This is a genomic window from Acinetobacter sp. BSP-28 (assembly GCF_044130285.1).
Lineage (GTDB): Bacteria > Pseudomonadota > Gammaproteobacteria > Pseudomonadales > Moraxellaceae > Acinetobacter.
Map to the genome: position 1 here is coordinate 1 of NZ_JBIQOB010000033.1, position 22,093 is coordinate 22,093.

The window sequence follows — 22,093 nt, forward strand, 5'->3', positions numbered from 1 at the left end:
TCGATATAAACCAACAAGCAGCATTTGGCGGAACGGCCTTCAAACCAGTCATGATATGAGCCATCAATCTGGATCAGCTCACCGAAGCAATCACGGTTATAACGTGGCTGATATGGACGTTTAAGGCGCTTGGATCGTGGAATCCAGAGCCCAGCAGATGTTCAGAAATAATGGAAAGGCACTTTAATTTTAACAAGTCATCATGGCGATGAGGACCCGATTGACCACGACTGGCATGCGCCATACCTGAGACACCATCTTGATTGAGCTTCTGTAATAACCGGGTAATTTGACGGGTTGAAAGATTGAGGATTTCAGCAGCACGGACTTGTGTAATACGTTGATCTCGAACGTCTTGCAGAACAGCAAGACGTTGAATTTCTTTGTCAGACATAGTGATCAGCATCTATATTTCATATCCAATCCATGATGTTTAAGCCATCATAAACTAGACATTTTTATTGGTGAGAATATAGACATTTTGAATGGGTTCTAACATCTAATGTAAGCCCCAAGTAGAAATGTCCGGTTTCTCCAAAGTAAAAATGTCCGCTTTTAGAATATGCGCTTTTGCGATTATCGAAGCGGACGGTTTGATATGTTGGTGTCTATGTCGGATAGGCCTTTTCATTTTTTGCGAGATGCTTTAATTAGCTTAAATCAGGTATGAAGATTTTTCGCAAAGGAATTAACGCCCGGTATTGGGCCTAACTTAAATAAAAAGTCTCCGACAAACCCGGTACGGTTCATATTTTGTTTATTCGGCTTTCATAGTGCGACTGAAATTGATGGATAACCATTTGAATAGAATACTTTGTCATTATAATGAAATAGTTCAGCAATAAGCTTGCCTTGCAAATAAGAATAAAGATGTAAAGTAAATCCAGCCTGCTTAATTTGGGAGAGTTAAGTAGGCTTTTTTTATAATGCTGACGCTATAGTTTTTCAATGAATCTAATGCGAAAAGGTGCAATATAAACTCCTGATATTAAATTGTGTCTCATGCAGATTTTTTTGGTCCTGGAAAGATCTCCTATTCCCAAGACCAAAAAGAAATATTCATTTTATTGTTTAGCGATATCATTGCTGAAATTTGATTTATTCATATTACAGACTGGATAAATCCGTTTCTGTTGCATTTTTTACCGTTATTTTTGAGTGCTGAATATTGAACTTGTCACGCTTCATAAAGAATGTACAGAAGATCGCAAATATAGCCATACCTATAATATAGCTAATAATCAAATGAGGACTACCCTCACCTACACTTAAAAGCTTAGTTGCAATCAGGGGAGCTAAGCCTCCACCAATGACTCCGGCAAACTGCACAGAAATTGAAATACCACTATATCGAATTTCAGTCGGGAATTGTCGAGCAAACAATTGGGATTGCGGCGCATACATGAGCGGGAAAACCACACCAATGGCCAATACGATCGCAGTCCAGACCAATAGAGGGTCTTTCGTATCCAACATACTAAAAAATGGATAGCAATAGAGTGCAAGGACCACCAGACCAAACATAAACATATTTCTTTGCCCCACCTTATCTGAGAGATGTCCAAATAAAGGCGTCATAATCATAATCAAGCCACCCCCACAAATCGTGGCAAATAGAATGTCTTGACGGGGAATCCCTAGTTTTGTAGTGGTATAGGCGAGTGCGAAGGTAGAAGCAATATAGAACCATGCATTCTCAGCGGCACGAGCAAAAATAATGGTTAAAAGCTCTCGAGGATGATTTTTGAAAACTTGCAAAGCCGGTACTTTAATCTCTTGCGCCTGGTCTTTCACTTTTTCAAAATCGGGGGATTCTGGCACTTTGACACGTATATACCAGCCAACGCCCAATAGGACAATACTGGTGAGGAATGGAATTCTCCACCCCCAGCTAAATAGACTGGCTTCTGGCAACATAGACACCAATCCCAGAGCAATTGATGCGAGCATGAGTCCACCACCCGCACTGGCCTGAGGTAAGCTGCCCCAAAATCCTTTGCCTCCTTCAGGTGCATGTTCAACTGCCATTAAAACTGCACCACCCCATTCTCCTCCCATAGCCATACCCTGAATAAAGCGCAGGATGACCAAACACACGGTAGCCCAATAGCCGATACTTTCATAAGTCGGCAATAAACCAATGAGAACGGTGGGAATACCCATCATAATCAGAGTAGTCAATAACATGGCTTTACGGCCGATTTTGTCTCCAAAATGACCAAATACAACGCCTCCCAAAGGCCGACCAATAAAGCCAACGGCATAAGTCGCAAATGCAGCCATTACACCCATCAATGGATCTAGATTAGGAAAGAAGAGTTTATTGAAAATTAATGCGGCCGCGGCACCGTAAATAAAAAAATCGTACCATTCAATGGTGGTACCCACCATACTGGATATACCCGCCAAACGGTGTGAAGGCTTTTTAGCTTGAGCATGTGATTCTTGTACGGGTTTCATATCTATCCCTCTTATATTTTTCAGCAGTGTCATCCGTGACCCACTTCATTATTTAAAATAACTTCCGGTTATTTATAACAAAGCGAATCTATATGTTGCCTGGTCCAGACTGGCCAACATTTTTCCAGCGTTTTTTCAAATTTTGCATTGTCTGTTTGCCACTGAGGATTTTTGTCTTTATCAATAATTAGTGCGCGTACCCCTTCAATAAAATCGCCCTGCTCTAGCCAGACGTCCTGTAAGTCGCGTTCCAGCTGCATGCATTTTTCCAATGATAGATTTTGGCCGGTCTGCTGTAATTTCAGGCTGGTCTGTTTCGCCATCACCGGACGCTGCTGCAAGATCGTCAACATTTTCTTCGCCCAGTCCTGATCTGTGGCATCGATGGCATGTGCCAGACTCTGTTCAATCTCATCCAGGTTTGAATAGGCAAAATGCTTATTAATATGCCCCACACGTTTTTGCAATTCGCTTTCTGCAGGATGGGTAATAAAAGCACTGATGATTTTTCGGATTTCAATCGGGTTTAAAATAGGCGCAGCAATCAATGCCGCTTCTAACTCAGCAAAACGCTCACTCGGGACATGATAGTCGACCAGATCCAGATAAAGCGCATCACTGCTGCTGATCTGTTCACCAGTCAGCGCCATATATACGCCGACGTCATCCAGTCGAGATAGAAAATAGGTCGCTCCGACATCAGGGAAAAAGCCAATCGCGGTTTCTGGCATGGCAAAACGTGATTTTTCACTAGTCACCTTGATATGACAAGCCTGAGCCAAGCCAAAGCCTCCACCCAGTACATAGCCATCCATCATCACGCTGACGGGTTTGGGGAAATTACGCAGCGTGCTCAGCATGGTATATTCCGTGGCGAAAAAATCCTGATATTGAGTATTACCCGCCTGATAACTGTCATACAGATAACGGATATCACCTCCGGCACAAAAGGCCTTGGGGCTGTTGGAATTGATCAGGACGGCTTGTACCTGCGGGTCATGACGCCACTGATCGAGTTGTGCCTGAATGCCCTGAATCATCGACAGGGTTAAAGCATTTAAATGGCTGGTGCGGTCCAGGCTGATAATGCCCAGACCTCCTTCGACCCGAATTTCTAAGTTGTTATCATCACTCATTATTTTTTTCCTATTGTGATTTTTATTGATGGGTAAATTGGGCTGGACGTTTTTCCACAAAGGCCTGCATGCCTTCCTTTTGATCAGCACCGGCAAAAATGGAATGGAAAACCCGGCGTTCAAAACGCAAGCCTTCAGCCAGACTGACCTCAAAAGCCCGGTTAATCGACTCCTTAATCATCATCACTGCCGGCAAGGATTTCTCGGCAATCTTTTCGGCCGCTTGCAGGGTTTGTTGCAGCAATTCTTCCTTGGCAAATACCCGAGCGACCAAACCGCTTTGCTCGGCTTCCTGCGCTCCCATTTGCCGTGCAGTCAGACACATTTCCATGGCTTTGGCCTTGCCAATGGCCAGGGTTAAACGCTGGGTCCCGCCAATGCCGGGCAACACGCCTAAGGTGACTTCAGGCAAACCAAATTTTGCATTGTCGGCACAGTAAATAAAGTCGCACATTAAGGCCAGTTCGCAACCACCGCCCAAGGCATAGCCACTCACTGCAGCAATTAAAGGCTTACGGCGCTGGGCAATCCGGTCGGCCAGACTGAAAAAATCGTCCAGATAAATTTGCGGGAAAGTTAAATCTGCCATTTCCTTAATATCGGCACCTGCGGCAAAGGCTTTTTCCGAACCAGCAATTACAATACAGCCAATTTCCGGGTCTTTTTCCAGCTGATCAAGGGCCTGGTTGACCTCAATAATCAGCTGGTTATTCAGTGCATTTAAAGCTTGCGGACGGTTTAAGGTAATCAGTCCGACACCATTGCGTTGTTCTAATAAAATTGTTTGCCACTGCATGAAATAAATCCTTTTAAAATTAGAGGCTGCGTGCAATCACCAGGCGCTGAATATCGCTGGTGCCTTCATAAATCTGACAAATACGCGCATCTCGGTAAATGCGTTCGATTGGAAAATCTTTGAGATAACCGTAGCCGCCAAAAATCTGCAGCGCTTTTGAACAGACGCGTTCTGCCATTTCTGAAGCAAATAGCTTGGCCATGGATGCTTCGGTTAAACAGGCTTCACCGGCTTCTTTCTTGCGTGCTGCAAAATGGACCAGTTGACGTGCAGCTTCAATTTCGGTAGCCATACTGGCCAGCCTGAAAGAAATCGCTTGCTGTTCAAAAATCGGTTTGCCAAAGGCCACGCGGTCATGTGCATAGCGGGTAGCTTCCTCTAAAGCGGCACGGGCTAGTCCAACTGCTTGTGCCGCAATGCCAATCCGTCCACCCTCTAGATTGGCGAGGGCAATTTTTAAACCTTCGCCTTCTGCACCGAGTCTTAAACTTTCATGAATGCGCACATCGGTTAAGGCAATCTGACAGGTATCTGAAGCGTGTAGCCCCAGTTTTTCTTCCACCCGGATCACTTCATAACCCGGGGTATCTCGTGGCACTAAAAAGGCACTCATACCTTTTTTGCCCGCGCCTGGATCAGTCACGGCAAAGACAATAATCATCCCGGCGTTATTCCCGGAAGTAATAAACTGTTTGGCGCCATTGATGATGTAGTGCTCGCCATCTTTGACCGCACGGGTTTTAATTGCGGCAGCATCCGAGCCGGTATGCGGTTCGGTCAGGGCAAAGGCACCAATCATTTCACCTTGGGCCAAAGGCTTTAAAAATTGCTGCTTTTGCTGCTCTGTCCCGAATTTGAGAATTGGTACACAACCCACCGAGTTATGTACGCTCATGATGGCTGAAGTCGCACCATCAGCCGCAGCAACCTCTTCTAAGGCCAGGACATAAGCCAATGTCCCGGTACCTGAGCCGCCCCATTCTTCCGGAATCAGCATGCCGAGAAAACCCAGCTCTCCCATTTGGGCCAAGGCCTGTTTAGGAAAGATACCTTTTTGATCCCATTCCCCGGCAAAAGGTTTAATTTGTTCCTGGGCAAAGCTCTTGGCCATATCCTGAATCAGTTGTTGTTCTTCCGTTAATTGCATCGATTCTTCCTTCAATCTCTGTATGCGATATTTTTATTCAATCTGCTAGCTTTGGCTGCTTATGCTGTCTTAGCCTGCTGCTTGTTGATTTCCTGATTGCGCAGTAAAAAGCGTTGAATCTTACCGCTTGGGGTTTTCGGCAATTCGGTCACAAATTCAATCAGGCGTGGATAGGCATGGGCAGATAAACGCTTTTTCACAAATTGACCGAGCTCTTCTTCTAGATGGGTCGAAGCTGCAAAAGTATTTGCCAGAATCACAAAGGCTTTAATGATTTCGGTCCTTTCAGGGTCAGGCACACCAATCACCGCAGCTTCAATCACGGCATCATGTTCCAGCAAGGCACTTTCCACATCAAATGGTCCGACCCGATAACCGGAAGTAGTAATCACGTCATCACTGCGTCCAACAAAACTCATACTGCCATCAGCATGAATTTCCGCGGTATCACCGGTTAAATAGTAGTGGCCGACAAAGGGAGATTTGCGGCTTTCTTCATAGCCGGAAAACCACATCATTGGCGATTGGCTGATATCAACTGCCAGAATTCCCGGGATATCAGCAGCTAATTCATGACCCTGTTCATCGACAACTGCAATTCGGTAACCTGGGCTAGCAAAACCTGCCGAACCTGAACGGACCGGATGTTCCAGAGCATGATGGTTACACACCACCATCCCGACTTCAGTCTGGCCATAATGGTCATAAATCGGTACATCTAGCACCTCTTTAAACCAGCGGATCACTTCTGGATTCAAAGGTTCCCCGGCACTGCTGACGACGCGCAACTTGCCGCGCAGCTGGGCCATCTGTGCAGGATCCGCAGCCATCATCATGCGGTAAGCGGTCGGTGCACCAGCCAGATTAGTAATGCCATATTCCTTGACGATTTCGCAGACACTTTCGGCATTAAAACCGCCTTCATAAAACAGGGTCGAGTGTCCAAGCATTAAGGGGCCGGTAATACCGTAGTACAAGCCGTAAGCCCAGCCAGGATCGGCGATATTCCAGAAAGCATCTTCAGGAGCTAAACTAATGGCATTTTGCATATAGCTTGCAAAAGCAATCAGTGCTTTCAGCGGCACTTTAAGCGGTTTCGCCGGTCCGGTCGTGCCCGAGGTAAACATCAATAAAAAAGGATCATCACTATTGAGCATCTCCAGCTCACAAGCTTCAGCCTGGCGGTTTAACACCGTCCAAAAACTGAGATCGTGTGGATAAGTGTCTGCTTGGGTTTCAGCATGCACCGTCACAATCGGCGGACAGTTGCTAATTTCGGATAATTTGTCCCGATTCGCCAGATCAGTCACCACAAGCTTGCTCTGGGCAAGTTGAATACGGTGCTCAATGGCTTTGGGACCAAAGGCGGTGAATAAAGGTTGATAGACTGCGCCAATGCGCCAGGTTGCCAGAATAGTGATGATCAGCTCAGGGGTGCGCGGTAATAATCCGGAAACGCGGTCGCCCTTACCAATCCCCTGAGACTTTAAAAAGTTCGCAAACTGGCTGGAATATTTTTTGAGTTCGGCAAAGCTATATTGTTCTTTACGGCCATCTTTACCGTACCAGAACAAGGCAATTGCATCGGAATCGGCATGACGATCGCAACACTCATAACAGGCATTCAGCGCCTGCATGGAACCGGATAGAAACTGACTTGCAACCGTATTTAAATCAAAATCTTGTACCGTTTTTTGATAATTTAGCATGTTAAACCTCAGCCTGAATTTATAGTTATTACTGACAGGGTATTTTTTGATGGAGCATCTCCTTGCTCCATCATGGATGATTTAATGGTTAGACTGGTGCTGCCGTGTATTGATGCATGATGCTGGAGAAGTCCAGATGAGCATCTCCTTCCTGACAGAGCTGTTGATAGAGTTTCTGTACCATGCTACCGAGTACAACCGGTTGGTCAACCTGTTGCGCAGCATCCACGGCCAGGCCCAAATCCTTGAGCATCAGTTGTGCCGCAAAACCATCGGTATAACCCCGCGATGACGGTGCATTGACACAGATATCGGGCCATGGATTATAAATTTCAGAACTCCAGCAACGTCCGGTAGAACTGTTGATCACGCCAGCCAGGGCCTGTGGATCAATTCCCAGTTTGGCCCCGAGTGCCATCCCTTCTGCCACCGCAGTCATGGAAATTCCCAGAATCAGGTTATTACAGATTTTTGCCACCTGTCCTGTTCCCACCGCACCACAATGCACCAGATTTTTACCCATACAGCTGAGGACCGGTCTGACTGCCTCAAAGGTTGCAGCATCTGCACCGACCATAAAGGTCAAGGTACCGTCTTTGGCACCTAAAGTACCGCCGGATACCGGCGCATCACAGACGCGAATCTGTTTGGACTGAGCTGCTGCAGCAATGTCCTGAATGGTTTGCGGGTCAATGGTACTGCTGTCGATACACAAACTCCCCGCTTGAAGCACCTCCAGAATACCGTGTTCGCCTAAATAAACTTCACGGACATGCTTGGCGGCGGGCAGCATGCTGACCACGACCTCTGCCTGCTTCGCGGCAGCTTGTGGACTATCGCAGACCACACCGCCAGCTTCTGCAAAATGTTGTAAAGCCAATGCACTTAAGTCATAACCAAAAACCTGATGACCCGACTTGAGCAAGTTTTGCGCCATGGAGCCGCCCATGTTGCCTAAACCGATAAATGCAATTTTCATGCTGATGCTCCTTAACGCAGACTGATCGTGGTATTTACACCTGTGGTTTCTTGGTCATCTTCAAACCATCGGCTAGTAATGGTTTTGGTCTGGGTATAGAACTGCACCGCCTGTTTGCCATAAGGACCTAGATCACCCAGTTTTGAACCGCGTGAACCGGTAAAGCTGAAGAAAGGAACAGGGACAGGAATTGGAATGTTAATACCCACTTGACCGATATCAATCTGGTTCTGGAAGGTACGTGCCGTATTACCATTTTGGGTAAAGAGTCCAACGCCATTACCGAACGGATTGGCATTAATCAGCTCAATCGCTTGTTCTAAAGTATCGACATGCATGATCGCCAGTACCGGACCAAATACTTCTTCTTTATAAATACGCATATCGGTCGTGACCTGATTAAAAATCGTTGGCCCGACAAAATTACCTTGTTCATAGCCTAGAACCTGTACATCACGGCCATCCAGCAGCAGTTCGGCACCCTGTTCAACCCCACTGTTAATTAAATCGATTACACGCGCTTTGGCACGTGTTGAAATCACCGGTCCAACATCGGTATTTGGCTCGTGTCCGGCATTGACTTTCAAAGTTTTGGTTTTATTGACCAGTTCATCCACCCAGTGCTTGGTGTCCCCGACCATTATGGCCACGGAAAGCGCCATACAACGCTGTCCCGCTGCACCAAAAGCTGCTCCCACCAACGCATTTAAGGTCTGTTCTTTATTGGCATCTGGCATCACCACGACATGGTTTTTGGCACCCATCATCGACTGCACACGCTTGCCGTGTTGGCCTGCGAGATTATAGACATGCGTACCGACTGCAGTCGAACCCACAAAAGAAATCGCCTTGATATCGCGATGGGTACACAGCAGATCGACCACCTCTTTACCACCATGCACGACATTCAGCACACCAGCCGGTACACCCGCCTGAATAGCCAATTCAACCAGCATCATGGTTGATAGTGGATCCTGTTCCGAAGGCTTCAGGACAAAAGTATTACCACAGACAATCGCCATCGGGAACATCCACAGTGGAATCATCGCCGGGAAGTTAAACGGGGTAATCCCTGCACAGACACCTAACGGTTGCTGCAAGGTATAAGTATCGACACCGCGTGCCACGCCTTCAATATATTCACCCATTTGCAAGGTTCCAACAGAACAGGCATGCTCGACCACTTCTAAACCGCGCTGAATATCACCTTCGGCATCGGCCAGGGTTTTGCCCTGTTCAGCGGTCAGAACTTGTGCAATACTTTTCAAGTTACTGCGGATCAGGTCCTGTAGTTTCAGCATAATCCGCATACGGGCCTGAATCGGGGTTTGACGCCAGCTGGCAAAGGCATTTTGCGCCGCCGCAATCGCAGCATTGACTTCTTCAGGGGTTGCGAATGGTACCTGACCCAAGACTTCCTGAGTCGCAGGATTGACAATATCTTGCCAATGGCTAGTTTTGGATTCAACAAATTCACCATTAATAAGGAGTTTTGCGGTGGTGAATCCGGTACTTTGCTGTGGATGATGAATGGCGTTCATGGTCGCTCCGTGCTGGTTTGTTATTGTCGTTGTATCTGCCTTTACTGGCTTTATTCAGCGTCTTATTTTTTCGCTGTTTCAGCAGACTAACAAAGAACACTTTGACCACCAATAGAAATTGATGCACGATGGTTGTGCAAATATGCACAGTGATTTAACAGGATGTTAAATAGAAGATGAAAGTAGATTGGGATCATTTACGCTTTTTTTTAGTTTTGGCACGTGCTAAAACGCTCACCAACGCAGCCCGCTTGATTGGGGTTGAACACAGTACCGTGGCACGGCGCATTCAGGCGCTGGAAAATACCCTCGGTACGCAACTGTTTAAGCGCGAAGCCACCGGTTATGAACTGACCTCGGAAGGTCTGGCACTGGTCCCCCGTGTGGAACAGATGGAACAGTCGTTTATCCAAATTGACAAGCGGCATGACCCCTTGCAAGGTCGGGTCCGTATCGGAGCGCCGGAAGGTTTTGGGACGGCATTTCTGGCTGGTCTTTTGGCGGAGTTTTCCCAACATTATCCATTGCTGACCATTGACCTGATTCCGGTACCTAAAACTATTAAACTCTCGCATCGGGAAGCGGATATTGTCATTTCTATCGACCGGCCCAAATCTGGACCGTATATCATTACCCGTCTGTCCAACTACTGTTTAAAGCTGTATGGCAGCAAGCATTATTTACAGCAAAATCCGGAAATTAAACATCTGGAAGACCTCAAACAGCACCGCTTTGTCGATTATATTGATGATCTGGTCTATAGCGCTGCGCTGTATTCGCTAGAGCGTCTGCCCCTGCAAGTGAGCGCCTGCTTTCGCAGTAACAGCATTCTGGCGCAGGAGATTGCAGTTCGTGCAGGTGCGGGACTGGCGATTTTGCCGAGATTCTTGGTTCATAATAAAAGCGAACTTGAAGAAGTTCTGGGCGATCAGCTGAGCTTTACCCATACTTTCTGGATGCTGACGCTAGTCGATTTACAACATGAACCGAAAATCAAACTGGTTTGGGATTTTTTACGTAAACAGGCCGATCTTCAGCAAGCGCTATTAATGGGAAGATAAACCACAGCTTGATCAACCCTACATAACAACATCTCGATACAGCAATTCAACGGATCAGAACATTCTTCGATCTTTATACTTGCTAAATTAACGGCCGATAATTTGGATAATTTTAGGAAAATAATATGAAAATTCTGATGGTTTTGACTTCACATGACACGCTTGGTGATACCGGTAAGAAAACCGGCTTCTGGCTGGAAGAGCTTGCAGCACCTTATTATACGTTTATCGATGCCGGTGCAGAAGTCACATTGGCCTCTCCTAAAGGTGGTCAGCCACCGTTAGATCCGAAAAGTAATGAAAAAGATGCCCAGACTGAAACCACCCGGCGTTTTGAGGCAGATCAAACAGCAATGCAGGCCTTGACGAATACCCGGAAACTAAGTGAAATCTCTATTGCCGATTTTGATGCAGTATTTTATCCGGGTGGTCATGGTCCATTATGGGATCTGGCCGAAGATCAGACCTCAATTTCCTTAATTGAGCAAACCCTGCAAGCGAATAAGCCAGTTGCTTTGGTTTGTCATGCACCCGGCGTACTCCGTCATGTGAAAAGCAGTAATGACCAGCCTATTGTAAAAGGCAAATCAATCACAGGTTTTAGCAATACTGAAGAAAATGCTGTGGGCCTGACCGAAATTGTTCCCTTTTTGGTCGAAGACATGCTCAAGGAAAAAGGTGGAAAATATTCCAAAGCTGAAGACTGGCAGATTCATGTACAACAAGATGGCTTACTGATTACCGGACAAAATCCGGCATCTTCTGCGACGACAGCAGAAGCACTGTTAAAATTGCTCCAATAGGGGCAAGTCAAGTGTAGACAAAAGCTCTAATCAATATGTCGTTTTGATGGGTATGCAGAGGATGAATGTGTTCAGATTCATCAAAATATGCATTTGTTATGGAACTTGCTTCTTTAATTCATTCTCAAGACTAAATATCTATCGCCATAAAAGATCAACCTATGAGCGGGTCGAAGGCATAGAATTATGAGTTCTTGCTTCAATATATTTATTAGCGTTTATTAGAGTTGTTCTATTGCGAGACTGTAAATTAAATTGTGTAATTGCCTGAATTTGCTATGTTCATATTCACAACGGAGTCAGGCAATATGATGAACGAACAAAAACTAAAAGACCTTGCAGCAGAATTTGCTAAAGGAATCAAAACAGAAGACTATCTCAATCAATTCACTCGATTGTTGACCAAAATCACTGTTGAAACGGCTCTCAATGCTGAACTTACAGCGCATCTTGGACATGAAAAGAATGCTCGTAAGAATGGTTCAAATGCCCGTAACGGTTATTCCAGTAAGACCATCCTTAGCGATGACGGTGAGATAGAGATCACCACACCACGAGATCGTGACGGTACATTCGAGCCACAGCTGATTAAGAAAAATCAGACCCGTATCACGCAAATGGATAGCCAGATTCTATCCCTTTATGCCAAAGGTATGACCACCCGTGAAATCGTTGCTACCTTTAAGGAAATGTACGATGCTGATGTATCTCCAGCGCTTATTTCCAAGGTGACTGATGCAGTCAAGGAGCAAGTTGCTGAATGGCAAAACCGTCCGTTGGATGCGATCTATTCCATCGTTTATATGGACTGTATTGTAGTTAAAGTCCGTCATAATGGCAGTGTCATCAACAAGGCTGTATTCCTTGCCTTAGGCATTAATCTTGATGGACAGAAAGATGAGGAATATATTCCGCAAGGGTATGTGGATGGCTGAGAATGAAGGTGCCAAGTTCTGGCTAAATGTTCTGACTGAGCTGAAAAACCGAGGGTTGCAGGATATTCTGAGCGCCTGTGTAGATGGACTAAAAGGCTTTCCTGATGCCATTAACAGCTATACCCGCAAACCCACATCCAGCTGTGCATTATCCACATGCTGCGCAACAGCTTGAAATACGTGTCATGGAAAGATTACAAGGCGGTCACTCAGGATTTAAAAGCCGTTTATCAATCACCCACTGAAGAGGCAGCTTTGATGGCTCTGGATCAATTTGCCCAAACATAGGATGACAAGTACCCACAGATCAGCAAAAGTTGGCGTACGCACTGGGAGAATCTAAATACCTTCTTTGCTTATTCAACCGAGATACGCAAAACCATCTATACGACCAATGCGATTGAGTCATTAAACAGCGTAATACGCCAGGGCGATCAAGAAGCGTAAAGTCTTTCCAACGGATGATTCTGTACGTAAAGTGATTTATCTGGCAATTGATGCAGCATCCAAAAAGTGGAATATGCCTATTCGCGACTGGCGTTTAGCCATGAGCCGCTTTATTATTGAATTCGGTGACCGCTTAAGCAATCACCTTTAATTTATGAAAAGCAATTACACAAAATTATTTACAGGCTCTCTATTGCTTTAATTTAATGATATATAGATAGAATTATAAAAATCTAATCTATTTTAAGTTGATAATAAAATCTTAAAATTGATTCTATCTGCTACCTTTTTTATGAAAACTACAACATTTAAATTTACAACCAATCGCTTAAACCAATGTACATGCCCTGATAAAAAACCTTATGTCATTTTCTAGGATGAATCAGTTAAAGGATTAGGATTAAAAACATATCTAACAAGCTTACTCAAATATCAAAGTACCTACAAGCTGCTTGCTCAAAGAACATCCCTAGATTTCAACCTTAAATATTAATTACTTGATCTATGTAAAAGTTGATCAATTTCTCTTTATCCAGCCCTGCCTGTTTACAGCAGTTTGAACTGATAAGCAGAGCAACCCCATAGGTAATACTCCAAATATAAGAAAAATAATCACGAACAGAAAATACACTTCCCACCCGTTTTAAATGCTCCGCTGTAATGTCTTTCATTTCGACAATTCTTTTTTCACGTATAGAATACAGCTCATCAAATAAAGAGTTCAGTTTTCGTTCTTGACTGGTAATCTGTTCCTCTATTGTATGCAGTTTAATCGTTCGATTTGAATTATTCAGATGATACAACATAAAATTTGATAAAAACGTCTTAATATCTTTATTATAGTTTATTGAAATATCTAATAACCGTTTTTCATTTTGGATTAAAATTTCCAAATATATTTGATTTTTACTCTTAAAATATTTATATATTGTGCCCTTTGCCATATCTACTTCTTTTGCTAAATCATCTATCAAAATATTCTGACAATTATCAATTAAAAGCCTTTCTGCTGACTCCAAAATTTTTTGTTTTTTTAATATGATTTTTTGATTTCTCACTGAACTCATATCATTTTCGCTGATAATATTCCAATATTAGGGGTATGTTTGTTCGATGGGTTCTATCTAATTTAGATAAATAAAACAGCTAATTACAAGACTTAGATACACGTAAAATACTCCTCAAAGGGGTTTTTCCATTACTTTGCACATAATCATATAAAAAGGTTTTATTGTATAAAAAGATAGAACCCACATACATTAACGTCTACATAAAATTGTTTTAAAAATCATAAATCGCTGTGAAATTTAGTCGATTATCTATACCTTTTTTATCATTAAATGTTTTACGCTCACCATACATATACTCCAGACCAAAATTCACTGGTTTCACTGGATTGTAAAATAAATTGATCCAGCCTTCTTTCAGCTCGGCATTTTGGGTTTCATCATTATGCACCAGCTGTGAAAAGGCATTATTATCATCTGCTTTCATATAGCCAAAGCCTAATGTTGAGCGGATTTTAGGCGTGATTTTTTGCGTTAAACCGACGCTAATCGCATCAAATTGATTGGCACGCATTTTATTATTTTCATCAAAGACATAGGCCATATTGGACCAAAGTAAGTTTTTGGTATCCCCTTTAATGTGGTTGTAGTCGAAGCGAACTAAGGTATTTTCAGATACCTGATATTTTCCGCCTAATGCCATGCCCCATGCTAAGAAATCATCATTGCCTTCATGGTTGGTCGCTTTTTGAGTGACAAAAGCACGTCCAGAAAGTGCTGAACCATTATCAAATTTATAATTCACACGCCCAGTTGCTGATGGTAATTTTAATTTCGCATCGGGATCTGTTGTAAAATTCTGCGTACCTGTACGTGTCACCGTTTCAGCTTTCGAATCTTCCAAACTAAATGCCAAATTCAGATTAGGGTTCACAGGAACTGAATATTTGATTTGCGGTACACGAGTTAATGACCCACCGACAGAAAGTGATGCATCTACCGTTTCAGGAAAATATTCTATAGCGTTAAAGTTAGACCATGTTTGACCCAAGAGCCATTGATCATAAGTCATATAGGCATGACGAATACGGAAAGTATCACGCCCAGATCCGCCAAAAAAGTCCATTTCTACCTTACCGCCAACTGCGTGATCGCCAAGTTGAGGTGTTTTAAAATTAAAACCAAAACGTGTGGCATTTAAAGTACTTTGAAATTTATCTGAGTTTTTGTGTTCAGCCTCTGTTCCTTCCAGCGGTACAGCACTGATTAAGTTATACATGGTGCTTGGACCTTTCATTTGATAACTCATGTCCGCGCGCACATTGCCGTATAGTTCAAATTCAGCACCGCCATTTGTCGTATGCTTTAAAATAGGTGTTGGTGATTTTTGTGGTGCAGCACTTTCAACCAATACAGGTACAGCTGCCATTTTTTGTTCATTGAACTTTTGATCATTGACTTTTTGCTGTTGTTGCACCAATTCCTGCAGTGCTTGGACTTGCTGCTGCAATTGTGCAACTTGCTGTTCCAAACTGGCCTCTGCATGAGCCAATGAGGTGAAAACCAATATGGATAAGGTCAGAGTGCTTTTAGCAAAAAGCTGTACATTTTTTTTCATTGTTAAAATCCTTTTATTCCCCAAATGTTTAATTTTGGATACGCATATTTTTTTCAGGCCGAAAAAAGCTATTGATAAATATAAAAATTAATATTTATCGAATAGATTTATTCAGATTTTGGTTGGTAAAATACGTCTTTGTATTTGTTAATTCATTAATAATTCACGAATTTTGAATTTTTGAATTTTGCCCGATGGCGTCATTGGAAGTTCATCCCAAATTTCTAGCCGTTCTGGTAAATATTGATTAGCCAGTTGATGCGTTTTCAAAAATTCCACCAGTGATGGCAGCGTCAGCTCATGTTCTGGATTTTTCAGTTTGACTACTGCACAGGCTTTTTCCCCCATACGCTCATCTGGATATGGCACTAAAGCGACTGTCGCAATCTCAGGATGCAGGTAAATAAGAGATTCAACTTCTGCAACTGGGATATTCTCCCCACCACGGATAATGACATCCTTTTTTCGTCCCGCAATGCGGATATAGCCTTGTTCATCTTGATAAGCAATATCCCCCGTATCAAACCAATCTTCGGCATCAGTTTCATTTAATTGCGGACGTTTTAAATAGCCGCCAAAATTTGAACAGCAACGGATCATCAGTGTGCCCGATTGCATTGGGGCTAAAGTTTTACCATCATCACCGACAATTTTCACTTCAACACCAGGTAATGGTAGTCCATCGGTATTAAATGAACGCTCGTCATCATCTTCAGGGCGCGTCATGGTCACGGCGCCGCATTCAGTCATTCCCCAGGCCGAAATCACTTTAACCCCCATATTCTGACGCGCTTTTTGCACCAAAGTACTTGGAATTGGCGCACCTGCACACAAGAATAATTTCAGACTCTCTAAGGATTGATGGCTATCCAAAACAGCCTCAGATAAATCATTTAAAAATGGCGTAGATGCCATGGTGAATGACACTTGATGCTTATGAATCAGATCAATTGCAGTATTAACGTCCCATACATCCTGTAATACAGCTTTGGCTTTGAGCAATACAGGCATAATTAGGCCATACATAAAGCCCGTTTGATGTGCCATTGGCGAACCCATTAAGATCACATCATCTTTATTCAAATGCAGTCGTTTAGCATAAGGTACAATATTGGAAAATAAGGTATTTGCGGTATGCATTACACCTTTGGGTTCACCTGTGGTTCCCGAGGTAAAGACCAGCTGTGCAATATCATCTGCCGTAATAGTGACATCATTCAATGTGTTTAGAATCTGCGGATCACTGTCTAAGCCATGATTAAGCAACAATTTCTCAAAACTGTTTTCCCCCTCACCGCCGATGACAACAACATGCTCAATACTTGGAATGTTGCTTTTAAGCTGATTCGCCTGCTTTTCATAGTCAAATTTACGGAAGATTTTCGGTACGACAAAAACTTTACTTTCCGTATGTTTTAACATAAAAGAAAGTTCGCGTTCTCTAAAAATCGGCATTAATGGATTCAACACTGCACCAATGCGTCGACAAGCAATATAAAGCAATGTGAATTCCCACCAGTTGGGCAATTGGCAAGAAACGATATCTTGTTTTTGCACCCCCAGACGCTTTAAACCCAAAGCCATTCGATTTGCTGTATGCAGCATTTCACGGTAAGTAAAGCTGGTTTCCGACTGATCTTCTGTCTTATAGCTCACTAAGCCAATTTTATCCGGATACTGGTGCACTGCTTCATTTAAGGATTGCAGGATAGTTTTATTCAGCCAGTAGCCTTCTTGAATCATTTTTTCCCTGCGAGGGGGTAAAAGAACCGCATCGAAATCCATTCCATAACTCCAATTTATAATTATCCAACCGTTTTATTTCAAACCGCTTAATTGCCAGCACACAGCTGCTTTTCTTATTTCATTTCAATATGTGCCTATTACCCAAACGTAAATTCAGGTAATAGACATACAAAACAGTTTTACGTTTATTTACGCTGGCACTGCCTTACGTCCCGCTTTATGTCTGGCAATAATGGTTTTCATAATTTGCGCAGTACCATCGCCAATTTGAAAACCAAGTACATCACGCATACGCTGTTCCATCACACCGCGGTCATAACCTGCATGACCGAAAGTCAGCAAGCATTGGTGCACAACGTCGTAAGCTAATTTCGGTCCCCACCATTTGCACATGCCTGCTTCTGCGGTATGCGGCAAGTGATTATCTTTCAACCATAAAGTCTGTAAACATAATAAACGGGCTGCCTCGACTTGAGTTTCATAGTCCGCTAATGGATGTGAAACACCTTGGAATGCAGTCAATGGTTTACCAAAAGCTTCACGCTGCGCCGCATATTCCCAAGCTTCATCCAAAGACACACGTGCTACAGCCAGTACTTGCAAACCAATCAATGCACGGGAAAAGTCAAAGCCCTGCATCACTTGAACGAAGCCCTTATTCTCTTCACCCAAGCGGTGATTAACTGGAACCCGCACATTGTCAAAGAAAATTGAACCACGGCCAATTGCACGCTGACCATGACAATCGAAACGGGTCGTTGTGATGCCCGGTAAATCCATTGGTACTAAAACTGCCGTCACGCCATGTGCGCCTGATTCAATCGTCCCTGTACGCCCAAAAATGACCGATGCATCAGCTTGGTCGGCAGCAGAAATTGAGGTCTTTTCACCATTGAGCACGTATTCATCGCCATCACGTTCAATTTTAAGACGCAGGCTGCCTGCATCTGAACCTCCGCGCGGCTCGGTTAATCCAATGGCAAAAATAGCTTCGCCAGCAGTTAACTTGCGCAGCCATGGCTCTACTACTTCTGGATTGCCATGTTCCGCCAAAATTTGACCATTCAGTGATGCTAATAAATTGATATAAGAAAAGCTTAAATCGGCTTTTGCAACGGCTTCATGAATCACGCCAGCTGCCAATCGCCCCATGCCTTGTCCGCCATATTGTTCAGGCAATTCAGGTGCGATGAAGCCCATTTCACCCATTTTTTTGACTAAATCCCGGTCAAAAATTCGGCTTTGATCACGTTCTAAAAAACCTGGAGCAATATACTTTTGCGCAAATTTTTCAGCAGTTTCTGCTAAAAACTCTAAATCTTCAGTGATGTAAGGATTTTTACTCATGGCTTGTTTCTCCTTACTTAAAGAATTTACGGAATTCAGGTTTGCGTTTTTCTTTTAGCGCATTGACACCTTCACGCGACTCTTCTGTATCGTAATAAAGCTTCAAAGCGTACATGCCCATGCCTGCAATGCCGGCTTGATGTGCGGTATCCATGTTGAAGCTGCGTTTAGCAATAGCAATTGCCGTTGGGCTACGTTCACAAATTTCTTCTGCCCAAGCTTGTACTTCTGCGTCTAATTGATCTGCAGGTACACATTTATTGGCTAAACCAATGTCGACAGCTTCTTGACCTTTATAGCGGCGGCATAAATACCAAATTTCACGTGCTTTCTTCTCACCGACCACACGCGCTAAATACGCTGTACCAAAGCCCGGATCTACTGAACCCATTTTTGGACCCACTTGACCGAAAATTGCATTTTCAGAACAAATGGTTAAATCACAAATGGTCGCTAAAACATTACCACCGCCAATTGCATAGCCTTGTACACGGGCAATTACTGGTTTCGGTACATCACGAATAGCGGTATGCAGCTCTTCCATTGGCAAACCAATCGTCCCGCGACCATCATAGTTGCCGTCATGTGCAGATTGATCTCCTCCGGTACAAAAGGCTTTCTCGCCCGCACCCGTCAGTACAATTGCGCCGATTTCACGGTCGTAGCCTGCTTTGTTTAATGCACGGATAATTTCGTCACAGGTTTGTCCACGAAAAGCATTCATTTTTTCTGGGCGGTTAATGGTGATCCATGCCACGCCATTTTTTACTTCGTATAAAATATCTTCAAAATTCATGGTCTTTTCCTTTCCTTGAAAACTACTTTTAACTTTTTACTTCATATATTTTTAGGACTTGCAAATTCAGTAGAGTCCATCGCTCATTACTTAACTCTGCGCGTTGCAAGTCAATTAACCATTCATGGTTAAACCGCCAGAGACACTCAGGACTTGTCCTGTAATAAAGCTTGCATCATCACTTAAGAAAAATGCGATAGATGAAGCAAGATCATCCGGCTGACCTAAACGGCCTAGCGGGATAGCACGTGTAAATGCTTCACGAAGTTTTTCAGGATTCGATGCTCCTTCAGTTACACCAGCTAAAAGTGCTGTATCTGTTGGGCCTGGACAAATTATATTGACCGTAATGTTATTGCGCGCATGCTCACGTGCTAAAGTTTTAGAGAAAGAAAGCAATCCGCCCTTACACGCTGCATATACCGCTTCGCCTGATGAACCCACGCGCGCTGCGTCTGATGCAATATTAACGATACGTCCTTGATTGCGCTCAACCATGCCTTTGAGTACAGCGTGGTGCATATTCAACATGCCGACTAAATTGATTTGAATCAGTCTTTCCCACTCTTCAGGAACAGATTTAATAAATGGTTTGAAGATATCCCAACCTGCATTGTTTACAAGACCATCGATTGGGCCAAGCTCGGCTTCTGTTTGCACAATCGCCTGATCAACGACTTCTTTATTGGTAATGTCGCACTGCACTGCGAGTGCATTTCCGCCTGCATTTTGAATATCTGTTACTACCTTTTGCGCAGCGTCAATATTCATGTCAAATACCGCAACCTTTGCGCCTTCCTGCGCTAAGCGTTTACATGTTGCACTGCCGATACCGCCAGCACCGCCTGTTACAATAATGACTTTATCCTTTAGGCCTTTCATACCAGTATCCTTTCTTCGTGTTATTCAGAATTATGATCTTTTAATCGATAAATACAACATAGACAAAAAGAAAATTAATTTCAATTATTCATTACTATATTTTGCTATACGAAATTTTTTTAAATCCATCTTAAAAAACTTATCTCATTGTTATTTATATTTATTATTTAAAATAAAGGTCAATAATTGAAATACATTGTTACATATTTAAATGTTATTAATTTTTAAAGGCTTAAATTTAAAAAATAGCGTCTTTATTTCTGCATATAAATTTTAAAATGAGATTCAAATATTAAAATATTCCGTATAATGAAATTTAATATTTTTATCATAAAAAGGCTTTAAACTGGTCTATTGACATAAAAAAGGCACTACAACGAAGGTAATGCCTTTAAAAAAAATACAGATTTTAAAATAACGCTCAACTGCCCACTGTTTATTTAAACGATGGATTGCTGTGTTCTTTTAAAAGTGACCGTTACGGCTCAATTACAAAATGCTGGAATACCCGTTTGCGCTCGCCCGAGAATCAATGCATGCACATCATGAGTCCCTTCGTAAGTATTCACCACTTCAAGATTGACAAGATGACGTGCCACTCCAAATTCGTCAGAAATACCATTTCCCCCCATCATGTCACGAGCAACACGAGCAATATCAAGCGCCTTACCACAGTTATTTCGCTTGATCAGTGAGGTGCCTTCTACCGATGCAACACCTTCATCTTTCATGCGACCAAAGCGTAATGCAGCTTGCAAACCTAAGGCTATCTCAGTCTGCATATCTGCAAGTTTCTTTTGGATTAACTGATTGGCTGCCAACGGTCGTCCGAACTGCTTTCGATCCATAGTGTATTGGTGTGCGGTATGCCAGCAGAATTCAGCGGCACCCATGGCACCCCATGCAATGCCATAACGGGCACTGTTTAGACAGGTAAATGGACCACGCAATCCGCGTATTTCAGGGAAGGCATTTTCTTCAGGGACAAATACATTATCCATAACAATTTCACCGGTGATCGAAGCGCGCAGACCAACCTTGCCGTGAATCGCTGGTGCAGACAATCCTTCCCAGTCTTTCTCCAGAATAAAACCGCGGATATCACCAACATTACCCTCAGCAGAGACTTCTTTGGCCCAAACCACAAAGACATCGGCGATTGGACTGTTGGTAATCCACATTTTCGCACCCGTTAAACGGTAGCCGCCATCGACTTTTTTTGCACGGGTAATCATACTGCCAGGATCTGACCCATGATCCGGTTCGGTTAAACCGAAGCAACCAATATATTCACCTGTTGCAAGTTTCGGCAGGTATTTCTGTTTCTGCTCTTCTGAGCCAAATTCATTAATCGGCACCATCACCAGTGAGCTTTGTACACTTGCCATAGAACGGTATCCCGAATCGACATATTCAATTTCACGCGCTACCAAGCCATAACTAACGTAGTTTAAACCTGCTCCGCCATACTGCTCTGGAATGGTCGGGCCTAGTAAACCAAGCTCCCCCATTTCACGGAAAATTTTTGGATCGGTTTGTTCATGACGGAACTGTTCCAGTACACGTGGCTGCAAGCGCTCTTGGGAATAGGCATGTGCTGAATCCCTGATCATTCGCTCTTCTTCAGTGAGTTGAAGCTCTAATAAAAACGGATCTTGCCAGTTAAACTTTGCATTTTTCATT

At 43.5% G+C, this 22,093-nt stretch carries 16 protein-coding genes and 2 pseudogenes; 3 read left to right on the forward strand and 15 right to left on the reverse strand.

Annotation, left to right across the window (positions count from 1 at the left end; translation table 11 throughout):
* The 8 genes and pseudogenes from ACE01R_RS16450 to ACE01R_RS16485 form a co-directional block, all read right to left on the reverse strand.
* A pseudogene (locus ACE01R_RS16450) lies at positions 1 to 406 on the reverse strand (helix-turn-helix domain-containing protein); the annotation flags it as partial.
* Between the two features lie 701 nt (positions 407 to 1,107).
* Positions 1,108 to 2,460, reverse strand: a complete 1,353-nt coding sequence (locus ACE01R_RS16455) for an MFS transporter (RefSeq protein ID WP_395552586.1) — start codon at positions 2,458 to 2,460, stop codon at positions 1,108 to 1,110.
* A 68-nt stretch (positions 2,461 to 2,528) separates the two neighbouring features.
* Positions 2,529 to 3,596 carry an enoyl-CoA hydratase/isomerase family protein gene (locus ACE01R_RS16460; protein WP_395552587.1) on the reverse strand — a complete coding sequence of 356 codons (1,068 nt, stop codon included), beginning with the start codon at positions 3,594 to 3,596 and terminating at the stop codon, positions 2,529 to 2,531.
* A 22-nt stretch (positions 3,597 to 3,618) separates the two neighbouring features.
* Entirely contained in the window at positions 3,619 to 4,392 is a 774-nt protein-coding gene (locus ACE01R_RS16465) for an enoyl-CoA hydratase (protein ID WP_395552588.1), read from the reverse strand.
* A gap of 19 nt (positions 4,393 to 4,411) precedes the next feature.
* A complete protein-coding gene (locus ACE01R_RS16470) occupies positions 4,412 to 5,539 on the reverse strand; it encodes an acyl-CoA dehydrogenase family protein (RefSeq protein ID WP_395552589.1) in 1,128 nt (375 codons plus the stop codon).
* Positions 5,540 to 5,598: 59 nt separating this feature from the next.
* Positions 5,599 to 7,248 carry an AMP-binding protein gene (locus ACE01R_RS16475; RefSeq protein WP_395552590.1) on the reverse strand — a complete coding sequence of 550 codons (1,650 nt, stop codon included), beginning with the start codon at positions 7,246 to 7,248 and terminating at the stop codon, positions 5,599 to 5,601.
* 88 nt (positions 7,249 to 7,336) lie between these two features.
* Positions 7,337 to 8,227, reverse strand: coding sequence for a 3-hydroxyisobutyrate dehydrogenase (mmsB, locus tag ACE01R_RS16480; RefSeq protein ID WP_395552591.1), 891 nt, complete (start codon positions 8,225 to 8,227; stop codon positions 7,337 to 7,339).
* Positions 8,228 to 8,238: 11 nt separating this feature from the next.
* Complete coding sequence (locus tag ACE01R_RS16485) at positions 8,239 to 9,768, reverse strand: CoA-acylating methylmalonate-semialdehyde dehydrogenase (RefSeq protein ID WP_395552592.1); 1,530 nt, start codon at positions 9,766 to 9,768, stop codon at positions 8,239 to 8,241.
* 176 nt (positions 9,769 to 9,944) lie between these two features.
* On the opposite strand from ACE01R_RS16485, the gene ACE01R_RS16490 reads away from it, so the two are divergent.
* The 3 genes and pseudogenes from ACE01R_RS16490 (at position 9,945) to ACE01R_RS16500 (ending at position 13,165) form a co-directional block, all read left to right on the forward strand.
* Positions 9,945 to 10,829, forward strand: coding sequence for a LysR family transcriptional regulator (locus ACE01R_RS16490; protein ID WP_395552593.1), 885 nt, complete (start codon positions 9,945 to 9,947; stop codon positions 10,827 to 10,829).
* Between the two features lie 125 nt (positions 10,830 to 10,954).
* Positions 10,955 to 11,632 carry a type 1 glutamine amidotransferase domain-containing protein gene (locus ACE01R_RS16495; protein ID WP_395552594.1) on the forward strand — a complete coding sequence of 226 codons (678 nt, stop codon included), beginning with the start codon at positions 10,955 to 10,957 and terminating at the stop codon, positions 11,630 to 11,632.
* Positions 11,633 to 11,943: 311 nt separating this feature from the next.
* A pseudogene (locus ACE01R_RS16500) lies at positions 11,944 to 13,165 on the forward strand (IS256 family transposase).
* Positions 13,166 to 13,496: 331 nt separating this feature from the next.
* On the opposite strand, the gene ACE01R_RS16505 reads toward ACE01R_RS16500, so the two are convergent.
* The 7 genes from ACE01R_RS16505 to ACE01R_RS16535 form a co-directional block, all read right to left on the reverse strand.
* Entirely contained in the window at positions 13,497 to 14,081 is a 585-nt protein-coding gene (locus ACE01R_RS16505) for a TetR/AcrR family transcriptional regulator (protein ID WP_395552595.1), read from the reverse strand.
* Positions 14,082 to 14,295: 214 nt separating this feature from the next.
* Positions 14,296 to 15,639, reverse strand: coding sequence for a DcaP family trimeric outer membrane transporter (locus ACE01R_RS16510; RefSeq protein ID WP_395552596.1), 1,344 nt, complete (start codon positions 15,637 to 15,639; stop codon positions 14,296 to 14,298).
* A 147-nt stretch (positions 15,640 to 15,786) separates the two neighbouring features.
* Positions 15,787 to 17,424, reverse strand: coding sequence for a cyclohexanecarboxylate-CoA ligase (gene aliA / locus ACE01R_RS16515; RefSeq protein ID WP_395552597.1), 1,638 nt, complete (start codon positions 17,422 to 17,424; stop codon positions 15,787 to 15,789).
* Between the two features lie 150 nt (positions 17,425 to 17,574).
* Positions 17,575 to 18,732 carry a cyclohexanecarboxyl-CoA dehydrogenase gene (aliB, locus tag ACE01R_RS16520; protein WP_395552598.1) on the reverse strand — a complete coding sequence of 386 codons (1,158 nt, stop codon included), beginning with the start codon at positions 18,730 to 18,732 and terminating at the stop codon, positions 17,575 to 17,577.
* A gap of 13 nt (positions 18,733 to 18,745) precedes the next feature.
* Entirely contained in the window at positions 18,746 to 19,528 is a 783-nt protein-coding gene (badI, locus tag ACE01R_RS16525; protein WP_337711075.1) for a 2-ketocyclohexanecarboxyl-CoA hydrolase, read from the reverse strand.
* 114 nt (positions 19,529 to 19,642) lie between these two features.
* Positions 19,643 to 20,410: a 2-hydroxycyclohexanecarboxyl-CoA dehydrogenase gene (gene badH, locus ACE01R_RS16530; RefSeq protein ID WP_395552599.1), complete on the reverse strand. Its 768-nt coding sequence runs from the start codon at positions 20,408 to 20,410 to the stop codon at positions 19,643 to 19,645.
* A 485-nt stretch (positions 20,411 to 20,895) separates the two neighbouring features.
* Positions 20,896 to 22,092: an acyl-CoA dehydrogenase gene (locus tag ACE01R_RS16535; protein ID WP_395552600.1), complete on the reverse strand. Its 1,197-nt coding sequence runs from the start codon at positions 22,090 to 22,092 to the stop codon at positions 20,896 to 20,898.
* Position 22,093 lies beyond the last annotated feature (1 nt).